Raw genomic sequence first — 15,278 nt, 5'->3', positions numbered from 1 at the left:
GCACACCAAATGCCTGAACCGCAGCCCATGGTGCGGATGAGCGGTATCCGCAAGGAGTTCCCCGGCGTCCTCGCCCTCGACGGGGTCGACTTCCGGATGTACCCCGGCGAAGTCCACGCCCTGATGGGCGAGAACGGCGCCGGGAAGTCCACCCTCATCAAGGTGCTGACCGGGGTGTACGGGGTGGACGCGGGCACGATCGAACTGGACGGCGACACCGTCGCCTTCAACGGGCCGGGCTCGGCCCAGCAGGCCGGCATCAGCACGGTCTACCAGGAAGTCAACCTCTGCCCGAACCTGTCCGTGGCCGAGAACGTCTGCCTCGGCCGCGAACCCCGCCGCTTCGGCCGCATCCAATGGGGCCCGATGCGGACGCGGGCCGAGGAGCTGCTGGCCCGGCTGGACGTCCACGTGGACGTCTCGGCCGAGCTGTCCACCTGCTCCATCGCGGTGCAGCAGCTGGTCGCGATCGCCCGCGCGCTCGACGTCGATGCGCGGGTGCTCGTCCTCGACGAACCGACGTCCAGTTTGGACGCCGGTGAGGTCGAACAGCTGCTGAAGGTCGTCCGGTCCCTGCGCGAAAGCGGCATGGCGATCCTGTTCGTGTCCCACTTCATCGACCAGGTCTTCGCCATCGCCGACCGGATGACCGTGCTGCGCAACGGAAAACTGATCGGCGAGTACCGCACCGCGGACATCACGCCGGTCGAACTGGTCACCAGGATGATCGGCAAGGAGCTCCAGGTCCTCGAGGACCTGGAGGACTCCGGCCCGTCCCGGGCCGAGGTCGCCGGCGCACCCGTGCTGGTGTCCGCCGAAGACCTCGGCCGCAAGGGCGGCGTCGCGCCGTTCAGCCTCGACATCCACGCCGGCGAGGTCGTCGGCCTGGCCGGCCTGCTGGGCTCCGGCCGCACCGAACTCGCCCGGCTGCTCTTCGGCGCCGACCACTCCGACAGCGGAACGGTGACCGTCGACGGCGACACCACCTCGCTGCGCACGCCGCGGGCCGGGCTCGACCACAAGATCGCGTTCCTCTCGGAGAACCGCAAGGCCGAAGGCCTGGTCGAGGAACTGACCGTCCGCGAGAACATCGTCCTGGCGCTGCAGGCCTCCCGCGGCTGGGCGCGGCCGCTGTCACGCCGCCGCCAGGACGAAATCGCCGAGAAGTACGTCAAGGCGCTCGACATCCGGCCCGCCAACCCCGAAGCGCTGGTGGGCAACCTCTCCGGCGGCAACCAGCAGAAGGTGCTGCTGGCCCGCTGGCTCATCACCGAACCGCGGCTGCTGATCCTCGACGAGCCCACGCGCGGCATCGACATCGGCGCCAAGACGGAGATCCAGAAGCTGGTCACCCAGCTTTCCGGCGACGGGATGGCCGTCGTGTACATCTCCGCCGAACTGGAAGAGGTCCTGCGGCTGAGCCACCGGGTCGTGGTGCTGCGCGACCGGAAGGTCGTGGCGGTCCGGGACAACCAGGGGCTCACCGCGGACGACATCATGGCCACGATGGCCGAGGGGGTGCAGGCGTGAAAGCCATGACGAAACACCGGCTCTTCTGGCCCGTGGTGGCCCTGCTGGTACTGCTGGTGGGCGACCTGATCGCGAGCCCGTCGTTCTTCAAGATCGAGCTGCGCGACGGGCACCTCTACGGGAACCTCGTCGACATCCTCAAGAACGGCGCCCCGCTGATCCTCATCGCGATCGGCATGACGCTGGTGATCGCGACCCGCGGCATCGACCTCTCGGTCGGCGCGGTCGTGGCGATCAGCGGCGCGCTCGCCTGCCTCTGGGTCAGCGACAACCCCGACGGGGTCGGCACCACGCTGATCGCGTTCGGCCTGGCGCTGGGGCTGTCCCTGGTGCTCGGGGTGTGGAACGGCTGGCTCGTCGCGGCCCTGGGCATCCAGCCGATCATCGCCACGCTGATCCTCATGGTCGCCGGCCGCGGCATCGCGCAGCTGATCACCGACGGGCAGATCATCACCGTCAACTCCCACTCCTTCGAGTGGATCGGCAGCGGATTCCTGTTCACCCTGCCCGGCGCGATCTTCATCGCGCTGGGGGTGTTCGTGCTGGCGTCGGTGCTCGTCCGCCGGTCGGCGCTCGGCCTGCTGGTCGAAGCGGTCGGCGGCAACCCCGAAGCCAGCCGGCTGGCGGGCCTGCGCTCGGCGCGCCTGACCTGGCTCGTCTACGTCTTCTGCGCCCTGTGCGCGGGCATCGCCGGGCTGATGATCAGCGCCAACGTGCACAGCGCCGACGCCAACCACGCCGGGCTGTTCATCGAGCTCGACGCGATCCTCGCCGTCGTGGTCGGCGGCACCCAGCTGACCGGCGGCCGGTTCTCCCTCGGCGGCTCGGTGATCGGCGCGCTGCTCATCCAGACGCTCACCACCACCGTCTACGCCCTCGGCATCCCGCCCGAGGCGATCATGCTCGTCAAGGCCGTCGTCGTGCTGGCGGTGTGCCTCCTGCAGTCGCCGGCCTTCCGCCGGAAGCTCCGGCGCCGCCGGGCCGCCACGCCGGGACGTCCGGCCACCACGCCCGCTCCCGAGAAGGTGGAGGTCACGGCATGACCACGCTCGCCCGCGTGAAGGGCTACCGGCCGCAGCAGCGGCACGTGCCGATCCTCGCGACGCTGGCGCTGCTGATCGCCGCGTACGTGTTCGGCGCGATCCAGTACGAGGCCTTCGGGTCCGGGCAGGTCGTCCTCGACCTGTTCATCAACAACGCCTTCCTGCTCGTGGTCGCGGTCGGCATGACGTTCGTGATCCTCACGGGCGGCATCGACCTGTCCGTCGGGTCGGTGGTCGCCCTCTCCACCGTCGTCTCCGGCGACCTGATGCAGAAGCACGGCTGGCCGGCGTACGCGGCGATCGCCGTGGTGCTGGTGGTCGGCGCCGTGCTCGGCGCCGGGATGGGCGCTCTGATCCACTTCTTCGAGATCCAGCCGTTCATCGCGACGCTGATCGGGATGTTCTTCGCCCGCGGCCTCTGCTACACGATCACCACCGAGGCCTACTCGATCGACAACGCCACGATCGCCACCCTGGCCCAGACGCAGATCCCGCTCGGCGGCGAGCTGCACATCTCGATCAGCGTGGTGGTCGCCCTGGTGGTCGTCGCCGCGGCGGCGTACGTCCTGGCGTTCACCCGGTTCGGGCGCACGGTGTACTCGATCGGCGGCAACGCGCAGTCCGCGATGCTGATGGGCCTCAAGACCGGCCGCACCAAGATCGCGGTGTACACGATCAGCGGCGTCTGCTCGGCCCTCGGCGGGCTGCTGCTGGTGCTCTACAAGTCCTCCGGCGACCCGCTCAACGGCGTCGGCCTGGAGCTGACCGCGATCGCGGCGGTCGTCATCGGCGGCACCATCCTCACCGGCGGTTCCGGCTACGTCCTGGGCACCGTGCTGGGGATCATGGTGCTCGGCATCATCCAGACCCTGATCACCTTCGACGGCACCCTCAACTCCTGGTGGACCTCGATCATCACCGGGGCCCTGCTGTTCGTCTTCATCGTCCTGCAGCGGCTCGTCACCCGACGGACCCGCTGAACCTCAAGGGAGACCCATGCTCCGCAGACTGCGGCGGCCCACGGCCGTGCTCGCCGCTTTGGCGCTGTGCGCCGCCGTTCCCATCGCGGCGGCGCCGGCCGCCATGGCCGAAACCGACCCGGCCCTGGCGGGGCTGTGGACGTTCGACGACGGCAGCGGGACGACCGCGTCCGACACCGCGGGCACCCACCCGGCCACCCTGAACGGTGGCGCGGGCTGGGGGCCGGGCATCCGCGGCGGCGCACTGACGACCGACGGGTCCACCGGCTTCGCGGACGCGGGGGCACCCGTGCTCGACACCACCAAGAGTTTCTCGGTGAGCAGCTGGGTCAAGCTGGACAAGACGTCCGGCTACCAGACGTTCGTGAGCGTCGACGGCACCCAGGTGAGCAATTTCTTCCTGCAGTTCCGCGACGACTCCCGCCGGTTCGCCTTCACCCGGCTGGCCGGGGACGCGCCGACCGACGGTGTCGTCGCGGGCGCGAACTTCGACCCGGTCGCGGGCCAGTGGTACCAGCTGACCGGCGTGTACGACGCGAGCGCGTCGACGCTGTCCCTCTACGTCGACGGCACCCGCCAGACCACTGTCGCCGCGCCCACGGCGTGGGCGGGCTCCGGGCACCTGGTGATCGGCCGCGGCAAGTACGGCGGCAACCCGGTGGACTTCGTGGACGGCACGATCGACGACGTCCGCGCCTACTCGGGCGCGCTGACCGCGGCCGACGCGGCTCGGCTGGCCATCGCCGGGCACTGGGGCCTCGACGAGGGCACCGGCACCACGACCGCCGACGACTCCCTCGACGCCCGCACCGCCACCCTGACCGGCGGTGCCGCGTGGGGTGACGGCGTCGTCGGCCCGCACGGCGTCGCGCTGAACGGCACCGACGCCGCGGTCGACGTCCCCGGGCCCGTCGTGGACACCGCGCAGAGCTTCTCGGTGTCGGCCTGGGTCAAGCCCACCGCGGCCGGCGGCTTCCGGACGGCCGTGAGCGTCGACGGTTCGTCGATCAGCGGCTTCTACCTGCAGCGCGCCGCCGACGGCCGGTTCGCCTTCACCCGCCGCGCGGGCGACGGTGACACCGCTTCATCCTCAGCGGTGTCCACGTTGCCCGCGCAAGCCGACCAGTGGCAGCACGTGGTGGGCGTCTACAACCGGGCGGCCGGCACGCTTTCCCTGTACGTCAACGGAACCTTCCAGCAGAGCGTCCCGTTCACGACGCCGTGGACCGCTTCCGGGCACTTGGAGATCGGCCGCGGCAAGTGGGCGGGCGCCGCCGCCGACTGGTTCGCCGGCGGCATCGACGACGTCCGCGCGTACCCGACGCCGCTGACCGCCTCCGCCGTCGCCGCGCTGGCCGCGAGCGGCTCGTGGCACTTCGACGAAGGCAGCGGCACCCTCGCCCGCGACGCTTCGGCGAACGCGGCCGACGGCACGCTGCACGGCGCCACCTGGACCGCCGGGGCGGCCGGCAAGGCCGTCCAGCTCGACGGCAAGTCCACTGTGGACATGGGAACCTCGCCCGCGTTCGACACCGGCACCGGCTCGCTGTCCCTGGCCGCGTGGTTCCGCACCACCGCGGGCGGCACCCTGGTCGACCACGGCGACGGCTACGCGCTCGGTGTCACCGGCGGCAAGCTCACCGCCCGGATCGGCGCCATCCAGGTGACCACGAACGGCGGCGGCCTCGCCGACGGCAACTGGCACCACGCCGCTTTGGTCCTGGACCGCGCTTCGCAGCGGCTCACCGTCTACGCCGACGGGGACGCCTCCGCGGTCACCAGCGCCTGTGGGACGCCCACCGGCACGACCCTCGACGTCTCCGCCTGCCCGGCCTCGGGCACCGCGGCGGCCCCGTTCACCGTCGGCGCCGGCTTCACCGGCGCCGTCGACGAGGTCGAGCTGCGCCGCTTCCCGCTGACCGCGGCCCAGATCGGCACCCTGGCCGGGGCCAACCAGCTGGCCGTCGACGCCAACGTCGTCCGCGCCAACACCCGGCCCACCACCTACGGCTCGATCCTCGAGGACATCAGCCACTCGGTCGAAGGCGGCCTCTACGCCGAGCTCGTCCGCAACCGCACCTTCAGGGAGGGCTACCAGCCCGGCAGCGGCGCGGGCAACACGCCGGTGCCGTACTGGTCTCTGCTCACCTCGGCGGGCGCCACCGGGACGTACTCGGTCGACACCGCGAACCCGCTGAACACCGCGCTCGACCGCTCGCTGAAGCTGCACGCCGAGGCCGTCCCCGCCGCGGGCCGGGTGGCCGCCGCCAACGTCGGCTTCTACGGTGTCGCCGCCAAGCCGTCCACCAAGTACACCGGCAGCTTTTTCGCCAAGGGCACCTGGACCGGTGGCGTCCGGGTCAGCCTGGAGAAGCCGGACGGCACGGTCCTGGCGAGCAAGGACGTCCAGCCGGCCGGGGCCGCGTGGACGCAGCAGACGTTCAGCTTCACCACGCCGTCGACGATCACCGCCTCCACCGACAACCGGATCGTCGTCTCCCTGGTCAACAAGGGGAAGAAGGCGCTGAGCGGGGACGCCTGGTTCCAGCAGGTGTCGCTGTTCCCGCCGACCTTCAAGAACCGGCCCAACGGCGTCCGCGCCGACCTCGGCCAGAAGCTCGCGGCGCTGAAGCTCGGCCTGTTCCGCGTCCCGGGCGGCAACTACCTCGAGGGCAACACGCTCGACACCCGCTTCGAGTGGAAGAAGACCACCGGCAAGCTCGAAGAGCGGCCCGGCCACCAGAACACCGCGTGGGGCTACTGGTCCACCGACGGCTTCGGCATCCTCGACTACCTCAAGCTGGCCGAGGACATCGGCGCCCAGCCGCTGCTGGCCCTGTTCGCCGGGTACACCCTCAACGGCCAGCACGTCAGCCAGGCCGATTACCCGGCCTACGTCCAGGAAGCCCTCGACGAGATCGAGTACGCCATCGGCGACAGCTCGACCACGTGGGGCGCCAAGCGGATCGCCGACGGGCACCCGGCGCCGTTCGACCTGCACTACGTCGAGGTCGGCAACGAGGACTGGTTCGACACCTCGGGCAGCTACGCCTGGCGCTTCACGGACATGAACAACGCGATCAAGGCGAAGTACCCGCAGCTGACCGTCATCGCCACCACCGGCGGCCTGCAGGGCGGAGCCGCGTCGACCACGCCGGGCATGCGGCCGGACGCCGCGGACGACCACTACTACCAGTCGCCGCAGTGGTTCACCGACAACTCGACCCGCTACGACACCGCCGACCGCAGCGGCCCGGACATCCTGGTCGGCGAGTACGGCGCCCAGGACGGCCGGCCCACCGGCACCCTGGCCGCCGCCATCGGCGAGGCCGCGTTCCTGACCGGGCTCGAACGCAACAGCGACGTCGTCATCGGGTCGATGTACGCGCCGGTGCTGGTGCAGGAGAACCAGTCCAACTGGCCGGTCAACCTGATCGGGTTCGACGCCGGGACGAGCTACGCCTCGCCGTCGTACTGGGTGCAGCAGATGTTCTCCAGCACCTTGGGCAAGCAGATCGTCACCAGCCGCCTCAACCAGGGCAGCCCCCTGCGCCAGGTGGTCAACGTGACCACGAAGAGCGGAAGGAAGACCTTCACGGTCAAACTCGTCAACCCGACTCCGCAGGTGCAGACCGCCCGGCTGTCGCTCACCGGCGTCACCGCCGTCGACGGCACCGGCACCCTCACCACGCTCACCGGCGACCCGGCGGGGCGCAACAGCCTCGCCGCGCCCGCCGCCATCGTGCCGCAGACCAGGGAAATCACCGGCCTGGCCGCGACGTCGAAACTGACGCTGCCGGCCAACTCGGTGACGACGCTGGTCCTCACCGGCCGCTAAGACCCCGGGACGCGGCGCGTTCACCGCCGCCCGCGCCGCGTCCCGGTCACCAACCAGGAGGGAAGACACCGTGGGAGAACCACTCACCGTCGGCGTCGACTTCGGCACCCTGTCCGGCCGCGCGGTGGTCGTGCGCGTGGCCGACGGGGCCGAACTCGGCTCCGGCGTCTTCGAGTACCCGCACGGGGTGCTCGACGAGACGCTGCCCGCCACGGGCCGCGCGCTGCCGCCGGAATGGGCGCTGCAGGTCCCGGCGGACTACGTAGGAGTGCTCCGCAACGCCGTACCGGCGGCGCTGCGGGACGCCGGCGTCGACGCGGCGGACGTCGTCGGGATCGCCACCGACTTCACCGCGTGCACGATGGTGCCGACGACGGCGGACGGCACGCCGCTGTGCGAGCTGCCCGAGTTCGAAGGCAACCCGCACGCGTACGTGAAGCTCTGGAAGCACCACTCGGCGCAGCCGCAGGCCGTGCGGATCAACGAGCTGGCCCGCACCCGCGGCGAGAAGTGGCTCCCGCGCTACGGCGGCCTGATCTCCTCGGAGTGGGAGTTCGCCAAGGGCCTCGAGCTGTTCGAAGAGGCGCCCGACGTCTACGCCGCGATGCGGCACTGGGTGGAGGCGGCCGACTGGATCGTCTGGCAGCTCACCGGCGGCTACGTCCGCAACGCCTGCACCGCCGGCTACAAGGGGATCCTGCAGGACGGCCAGTACCCGAGCCGCGACTTCCTCCGCGAGCTCGCCCCCGGCTTCGAGGACTTCGTGACCGACAAGCTGGAGCACCCGCTGGGCCAGCTGGGCTCCCGCGCGGGTTCGCTGACCGCGGAGGCCGCGGCCTGGACCGGGCTGCCCGAGGGCATCGCGGTCGCCGTCGGGAACGTCGACGCGCACGTCACCGCTCCCGCCGCCCAGGCCGTCGAGCCCGGGCAGATGGTGGCGATCATGGGCACCTCGACCTGCCACGTGATGAACGGCGCCGAGCTGCACGAGGTCCCCGGCATGTGCGGGGTCGTCGAAGGCGGCATCGTGCCCGGGCTGTGGGGGTACGAAGCCGGCCAGAGCGGGGTCGGCGACATCTTCGGCTGGTTCGTCGAGCACTTCGCCGGCGCCTCGCACGAGGAGCTCACCCGCCTTGCCGCCCAGCAGGAGATCGGCGAGCACGGCCTGATCGCGCTGGACTGGCACAGCGGCAACCGGTCGGTGCTGGTCGACCACGAGCTCTCCGGCGTGATCGTCGGGCAGACGCTCGCCACCCGCGCCCAGGACGTCTACCGCGCGCTGCTGGAGGCCACCGCCTTCGGCACCCGGAAGATCATCGAGACGTTCAACGCCGCCGGTGTCCCGGTCACCGAGCTGATCATCGCGGGCGGGCTGGCGAAGAACGCGCTGCTCATGCAGATCTACGCCGACGTCACCAACCTCCCGCTGTCGGTGATCGGCTCGGCGCAGGGGCCCGCGCTCGGGTCGGCAATCCACGCGGCCGTGGCCGCCGGGGCCCACGCGGACATCCGGGCGGCCGCCGCGGCGATGGGCTCGGTCGAGCGCGCGGTGTACCGGCCGGTGCCCGCGCACGTCACCGCCTACGACGAGCTGTACACCGAATACACCGAGCTGCACGACTACTTCGGCCGCGGCGGCAACGATGTCATGCACCGGCTGGCCGCCCGCAAGCGCGCCGTCGCGAAAGGACAGTCCTGATGTCGCTGACCGGTGAAGTGCTCGACACCGTCGCCGAGCTGAAGGAGACGGTGGCGGAGCTGCACGGCGAGCTGACCCGCAACGAGCTGGTCATCTGGACCGCGGGCAACGTCTCGGCCCGGGTCCCGGGGCGGGACCTGCTGGTCATCAAGCCCTCGGGGGTGTCCTACGACACCCTGTCCGCGGACACCATGGTCGTCACCGACCTGCACGGCGAACTCGTGGAAGGGGACCTCGCGCCGTCGTCCGACACGGCCGCGCACGCCTACGTCTACCGGCACATGCCGGAGATCGGCGGGGTGGTGCACACGCACTCGACCTACGCCACGGCGTGGGCGGCCCGCGGCGAACCGATCCCGTGCGTGCTGACGATGATCGCCGACGAGTTCGGCGGGGAGATCCCGGTGGGACCGTTCGCCCTGATCGGTGACGACTCCATCGGCCGCGGCATCGTCGAAACGCTTCGCTCGAGCCGCTCGCCCGCGGTGCTGATGCGCAACCACGGCCCGTTCACCGTCGGCCGCACCGCGCGCGACGCGGTCAAGGCCGCGGTGATGGTCGAGGACGTCGCCCGCACCGTCCACAAGGCCTTCGAACTCGGCACGCCCGAACCCCTCCCGCCCGAAGACGTCGACCGGCTCTACGCCCGGTACCAGAACGTCTACGGCCAGCACTGACTTCCCAAGGAGAACGATGACTTCGGCATCGAAACCCCAGCTCTGGTTCCTCACCGGGAGCCAGGCCCTCTACGGCGAGGAGACCCTCGAGCAGGTCGCCGGCCAGTCGCTGCGCATCCAGCAGCTGCTCACCGCCTCCGGCGCGCTCCCGGCCGAGATCGTCGGCAAGCCGGTGCTGACCGAGGCTTCCTCGATCCGCCGCGTGCTGCAGGAGGCCAATGCCGACGCCGCCTGCGTCGGCGTGATCGCCTGGATGCACACCTTCTCGCCCGCGAAGATGTGGATCACCGGCCTGGACGCGCTGCGCAAGCCGCTGCTGCACCTGCACACGCAGCTCAACGAATCCCTGCCGTGGTCCACCATCGACATGGACTTCATGAACCTCAACCAGGCCGCGCACGGCGACCGGGAGTTCGGGTTCATCCAGACCCGCCTCGGCGTGCCGCGCAAGACCGTCGCCGGGCACGTGTCCGACCCGGCCGTCGTCGCGCGGATCGACGCGTGGGCGCGGGCCGCGATCGGCGCCGACCACCTGCGGAACCTGCGGCTCGCCCGGTTCGGCGACAACATGCGCGACGTCGCGGTCACCGAAGGCGACAAGGTCGAGGCCGAGCTGCGGTTCGGCGTCTCGGTCAACACCTACGGCGTCAACGACCTGGTGGAACTGGTCGACCAGGTGTCCGAAAGGGACACAGTGGACTCGCTGGTGCGGCAGTACGCCGAGGATTACAACGTTGTCGCGGACCTGGCGGCCGGGGGAGCGCGGCACGAGTCGCTGCGGTACGCGGCGAAGATCGAAGCCGGGATGCGGAAGTTCCTCACCGACGGCGGCTTCGGCGCGTTCACGACGAACTTCGAGGACCTCGGCGGGCTGCGGCAGCTGCCCGGCCTCGCGGTCCAGCGGCTGATGGCCGACGGCTACGGCTTCGGCGGCGAGGGCGACTGGAAGACCTCGGCGCTGCTCGCCGCGGTCAAGGCGATGAGCGTCGGCCGCGATCGCGGCACGTCGTTCATGGAGGACTACACCTACCACTTCGGACCGGGCAAGCCGAAGATCCTCGGCGCGCACATGCTCGAAGTCTGCCCGAGCATCGCCGCGGCGAAGCCGTCCTGCGAGATCCACGCGCTGGGCATCGGCAACCGGGAGGACCCGGTCCGGCTCGTGTTCGACGCCGCGCCCGGCCCCGGTGTCGTGCTCGGCCTGGTCGACCTCGGCGACCGCTTCCGGCTGGTGGCCAACGAGATCGAGGTCGTCACGCCGGACGAGCCGCTGCCGAACCTGCCGGTCGCCCGGGCGGTCTGGGAGCCGGCGCCGTCGCTGGCGACGTCCGCGGAGTCGTGGATCACCGCGGGCGGTCCGCACCACACGGTGCTCACCCAGGCCGTGGGTACCGAGACCCTGCGCGACTTCGCGAATCTGCTGGGAGTAGAACTGCTCGTCATCGATCACGACACGACGCCGCACGACTTCGCCGACCGGATCCGCTGGAACCAGGCCTACCACCGGCTCGCCCAGGGTTTCTGAACACCGAGCTTCTGAGAAAGGAAGAAGGAACGATGAAGTTCACCAGAGGAATCGCGGCGCTCGCCGCCGCGGGGCTCGCGCTCACGCTGTCGGCGTGCGGCTCGAGCCAGAAGACCGCGGACCAGACGGCCGCTCCCGGCGCCAGCGCCGAGGGCAGCCTGGTCGGCGTCACGATGCCGACGAAGTCGTCGGAGCGGTGGATCCACGACGGCGACAACATCAAGGCCGCCCTGGAGAAGCTCGGCTACAAGGTCGACCTGCAGTACGCCGAGAACGACATCCCGACCCAGGTGAACCAGATCGAGAACCAGATCACCAAGGGCGCCAAGCTCCTGGTCATCGCCTCGATCGACGGCACCGCCATCACCACCCAGCTGCAGGAAGCGGCCGACAAGAAGATCCCGGTCATCGCCTACGACCGGCTGATCCGCAACTCGCCGAACGTCGACTACTACGCCACCTTCGACAACTTCAAGGTCGGCGTCGAGCAGGCGAACTCGCTGGTCAAGGGCCTGGGTGACGGTGCCGGTCCGTTCAACATCGAGCTGTTCGCCGGTTCCCCGGACGACAACAACGCGACCTTCTTCTTCAACGGCGCGATGTCGGTCCTCAAGCCCCTGATGGACAGCGGCAAGCTGGTCGTCAAGAGCGGCCAGACCGACTTCGCCCGCGCGGCCATCCTCCGCTGGGACCCGGCCACCGCGCAGCGCCGCATGGAGGACCTGCTCACCAAGACCTACACCGGTGGCGCGAAGGTCCAGGGCGTGCTCTCGCCGTACGACGGCCTGTCGATCGGCATCCTGTCGGCGCTGAAGAGCAACGGCTACGGCACCGCCGGCCAGCCGTACCCGATCGTCACCGGGCAGGACGCCGAGGTCGCCTCGGTCAAGTCCATCATCGCCGGTGAGCAGTACTCGACGGTCTTCAAGGACACCCGCAAGCTCGCCGACACCACCGTCAAGATGGCCGACGCCGTGCTGAAGGGCCAGAAGCCCGAGGTCAACAACACCAAGGACTACGACAACGGCAAGAAGGTCGTCCCGTCCTACCTGCTGCAGCCGGTCACCGTGGACAAGACGAACTACCAGAAGGAACTCGTCGACTCGGGCTACTACACGGCAGGTCAGCTGAAATGACCGAACTGCTCGGCATGCGCGGGATCACCAAGACCTTCCCCGGGGTCAAGGCGCTGTCGGACGTCACCCTTTCCGTGCGCCGCGGGGAGATCCACGCGATCTGCGGGGAGAACGGCGCCGGGAAGTCCACCCTGATGAAGGTGCTCTCGGGCGTCTACCCCCACGGGACGTACGACGGCGAGATCACCTTCGACGGGCAGCGGTGCGAGTTCGGGTCGGTGCGCGACAGCGAACGGCGCGGGATCGTGATCATCCACCAGGAACTCGCGCTGTGCGGCCAGTTGTCGATCGCGGAGAACATCTTCCTCGGCAACGAACAGCAGAAGCGGGGCTGGATCGACTGGAACCGCACCAACCACGAGGCCGACGCGCTGCTCAAGCGCGTCGGCCTCGCCGAAAACGCCACGCGGGCGGTGCAGGAACTCGGGGTCGGCAAGCAGCAGCTCGTCGAGATCGCGAAGGCGCTGTCCAAAGAGGTCAAGCTGCTGATCCTCGACGAGCCCACCGCGGCGCTCAACGACGACGATTCGGCCCACCTGCTCGAGCTGCTGCGCGGGCTGCGGGACGAGGGCGTCACGTGCGTGATCATCTCGCACAAGCTCGGCGAGGTGACGGCGATCGCCGACACCGTCACGATCCTGCGTGACGGCAAGACGATCGAGACCCTGGAAGCGGCTGGGCTGACGGAAGAGCGCATCATCACCGGGATGGTCGGGCGCGACCTCGAGCACCGGTTCCCGCCGCGGGAGCCGGAGATCGGGGAAGAGGTGCTGCGGATCGAGGACTGGACCGTACACAGCCCGACCCAGGCCGGGCGGGTCGTCGTCGACCACGCGTCGCTTTCGCTGCGGCGCGGGGAGATCGTCGGCCTGGCCGGGCTGATGGGCGCCGGCCGCACCGAACTCGCGATGAGCGTGTTCGGCCGGTCGTGGGGCAAGGACATCTCCGGCCGCATCTACAAGCGCGGCGAGGAGATCGAGGTCCGGTCGGTGCAGGAAGCCGTCCGCCACGGCATCGCCTACGCCACCGAGGACCGGAAGCGCTACGGGCTCAACCTGATCGAGGACATCCAGCGCAACGTGTCCGCGGCCGGGCTGGGCAAGCTGGCCAAGCGCGGCTGGGTCAACGAGCACGCCGAGCACGACACCGCCAACCGGTACCGGCGCGATCTGCGGATCAAGGCACCGAGCGTGCAGAGCGTGACCGGGAAGCTCTCCGGCGGCAACCAGCAGAAGGTCGTTCTGGCCAAGTGGATCTTCACCGATCCGGACGTGCTGATCCTTGACGAACCGACCCGCGGCATCGACGTGGGCGCGAAGTTCGAGATCTACACGATCATCAACGAGCTGGCCGCCCAGGGGAAGGCCGTCCTGGTCATCTCCTCCGAGCTGCCGGAGCTGCTCGGGCTGTGCGACCGGATCTACGCGCTGTCGGCGGGGCGGATCACCGGCGAGGCCAAGCGCGAGGAAGCCACCCAGGAACTGCTGATGCAGTACATGACTAAGGAACGGGAATGACCACGACCGAAGCGCGGCCCGCCGTGCCCCCGGTTGAGCGCTCCAAGCGGAGGATCTCGATCAACCCGCGCCAGAGCGGCATCTACGTCGCGTTCGCGCTGATCGTGGTGCTGTTCGAGGTGCTCACCGGTGGCGCGCTGCTGGAACCGCAGAACATCTCCAACATCATCGTGCAGAACAGCTACGTGCTGATCCTCGCGATCGGGATGATCCTGGTGATCATCTCCGGGCACATCGACCTGTCCGCCGGGTCGGTGGTCGCGATGACCGGCGCGGTGTCGGCGGTGCTGATGGTGAATTCGCACGTGCCGTGGTTCTGGGCCGTGCTGATCACCCTCGTCGTCGGCGCGGCGATCGGCGCGTGGCAGGGCTATTGGGTCGCCTACTTCGGCATCCCGGCGTTCATCGTGACGCTCGCCGGCATGCTGGCGTTCCGGGCCCTGACCCTGACGGTGCTGGGCAACCAGGGCATCGGCCCGTTCCCGGACGCGATCCGCACGCTGTCGAACGGCTTCACCGACGGCTACCTCGGCAACATCGGCCTCGGCCCGCTCGGTGGCGCCGACCTGGTGTCGCTGCTCGCGGGGGTGGCCGCGGTCGCCGGGATCGTGTTCACCCAGTGGCGCAAGCGGATGGGCCGGCTGGGCTACGGCCAGGACGTCGATCCCTTCCCGGTGTTCGTGCTCAAGCTGGCCGGGATCGCGGTGCTGGTGCTCGCGCTGGTCGTGCAGCTGGCCCGGTTCAAGAACCTGCCGTGGGTGCTGATCCTGCTGGCGGCGCTGGTGCTCGGCTACTCGCTGGTGGCCGGCAAGTCGGTGTTCGGCCGGCACATCTACGCCGTGGGCGGGAACCTGCAGGCGGCGACCCTGTCGGGCGTCAAGGTCAAGCAGGTGACGTTCTGGATCTTCGTCAACATGGGCGTCTTGGCGGCCCTGGCGGGGATCATCTTCGCGGGCCGGCTCAACCAGGCGGGCCCGACGGCGGGCGTCAACTTCGAGCTGGACGCGATCGCGGCGGCCTTCATCGGTGGCGCGGCGGTCCAGGGCGGCGTCGGCAAGGTGGTCGGCGCGATCACCGGCGGCCTGATCATGGCGGTGATCAACAACGGCATGTCCCTGATCGGCGCCCCGAGCGAGCGCGTGATGCTGGTCAAGGGCGTCGTCCTGCTGGCGGCGGTGGCCTACGACATCTGGACGAAGCGCCGCGCGGCTTCCTGAGCCGGGGCCCCTCCGCCGTGTCGACCTCCCAATCACGCGTGTCGGCTCCCCAGTCACGCGAGCCGCGTGACTGAAGGGACGGCACACGTGATTGAAGGGTCGACACGCGTGATTGA

At 69.9% G+C, this 15,278-nt stretch carries 10 protein-coding genes; all 10 read left to right on the top strand.

The annotated features are described in order from the left end of the window. Positions 1-27 precede the first annotated feature (27 nt). The 10 genes from H5965_RS39870 to mmsB all read left to right on the top strand — a co-directional run bounded on the left by H5965_RS39870 (position 28) and on the right by mmsB (position 15,162). Positions 28-1,530 carry a sugar ABC transporter ATP-binding protein gene (locus H5965_RS39870; RefSeq protein WP_310976304.1) on the top strand — a complete coding sequence of 501 codons (1,503 nt, stop codon included), beginning with the start codon at positions 28-30 and terminating at the stop codon, positions 1,528-1,530. Positions 1,531-1,535: 5 nt separating this feature from the next. Then, positions 1,536-2,573: an ABC transporter permease gene (locus tag H5965_RS39865; RefSeq protein ID WP_310976303.1), complete on the top strand. Its 1,038-nt coding sequence runs from the start codon at positions 1,536-1,538 to the stop codon at positions 2,571-2,573. Continuing rightward, entirely contained in the window at positions 2,570-3,553 is a 984-nt protein-coding gene (yjfF, locus tag H5965_RS39860; RefSeq protein ID WP_310976243.1) for a galactofuranose ABC transporter, permease protein YjfF, read from the top strand. The genes H5965_RS39865 and yjfF overlap by 4 nt, the downstream gene beginning before the upstream one ends. Before the next feature lie 16 nt (positions 3,554-3,569). Further along, positions 3,570-7,391 carry a LamG-like jellyroll fold domain-containing protein gene (locus H5965_RS39855; protein WP_310976242.1) on the top strand — a complete coding sequence of 1,274 codons (3,822 nt, stop codon included), beginning with the start codon at positions 3,570-3,572 and terminating at the stop codon, positions 7,389-7,391. Between the two features lie 70 nt (positions 7,392-7,461). Then, positions 7,462-9,090, top strand: a complete 1,629-nt coding sequence (araB, locus tag H5965_RS39850; protein WP_310976241.1) for a ribulokinase — start codon at positions 7,462-7,464, stop codon at positions 9,088-9,090. Beyond that, positions 9,090-9,767, top strand: a complete 678-nt coding sequence (locus H5965_RS39845) for an L-ribulose-5-phosphate 4-epimerase (RefSeq protein ID WP_310976240.1) — start codon at positions 9,090-9,092, stop codon at positions 9,765-9,767. The genes araB and H5965_RS39845 overlap by 1 nt, the downstream gene beginning before the upstream one ends. A gap of 16 nt (positions 9,768-9,783) precedes the next feature. After that, positions 9,784-11,292 carry an L-arabinose isomerase gene (gene araA / locus H5965_RS39840; protein WP_310976239.1) on the top strand — a complete coding sequence of 503 codons (1,509 nt, stop codon included), beginning with the start codon at positions 9,784-9,786 and terminating at the stop codon, positions 11,290-11,292. 32 nt (positions 11,293-11,324) lie between these two features. Beyond that, on the top strand, positions 11,325-12,428 hold the full coding sequence (chvE, locus tag H5965_RS39835) for a multiple monosaccharide ABC transporter substrate-binding protein (protein ID WP_310976238.1): 1,104 nt from the start codon (positions 11,325-11,327) through the stop codon (positions 12,426-12,428). Then, positions 12,425-13,945 carry a multiple monosaccharide ABC transporter ATP-binding protein gene (mmsA, locus tag H5965_RS39830; RefSeq protein ID WP_310976237.1) on the top strand — a complete coding sequence of 507 codons (1,521 nt, stop codon included), beginning with the start codon at positions 12,425-12,427 and terminating at the stop codon, positions 13,943-13,945. Before chvE ends, mmsA begins: the two co-directional genes overlap by 4 nt. Continuing rightward, complete coding sequence (gene mmsB, locus H5965_RS39825) at positions 13,942-15,162, top strand: multiple monosaccharide ABC transporter permease (protein WP_310976236.1); 1,221 nt, start codon at positions 13,942-13,944, stop codon at positions 15,160-15,162. Before mmsA ends, mmsB begins: the two co-directional genes overlap by 4 nt. Positions 15,163-15,278: the final 116 nt, after the last annotated feature.

Origin of the sequence: Amycolatopsis sp. 505, assembly GCF_031625235.1 — a bacterium.
Taxonomy (GTDB): domain Bacteria; phylum Actinomycetota; class Actinomycetes; order Mycobacteriales; family Pseudonocardiaceae; genus Amycolatopsis.
The sequence above is the reverse complement of the archived record's forward strand: the minus strand, read 5'-3'. Positions and strand labels throughout refer to the sequence as shown.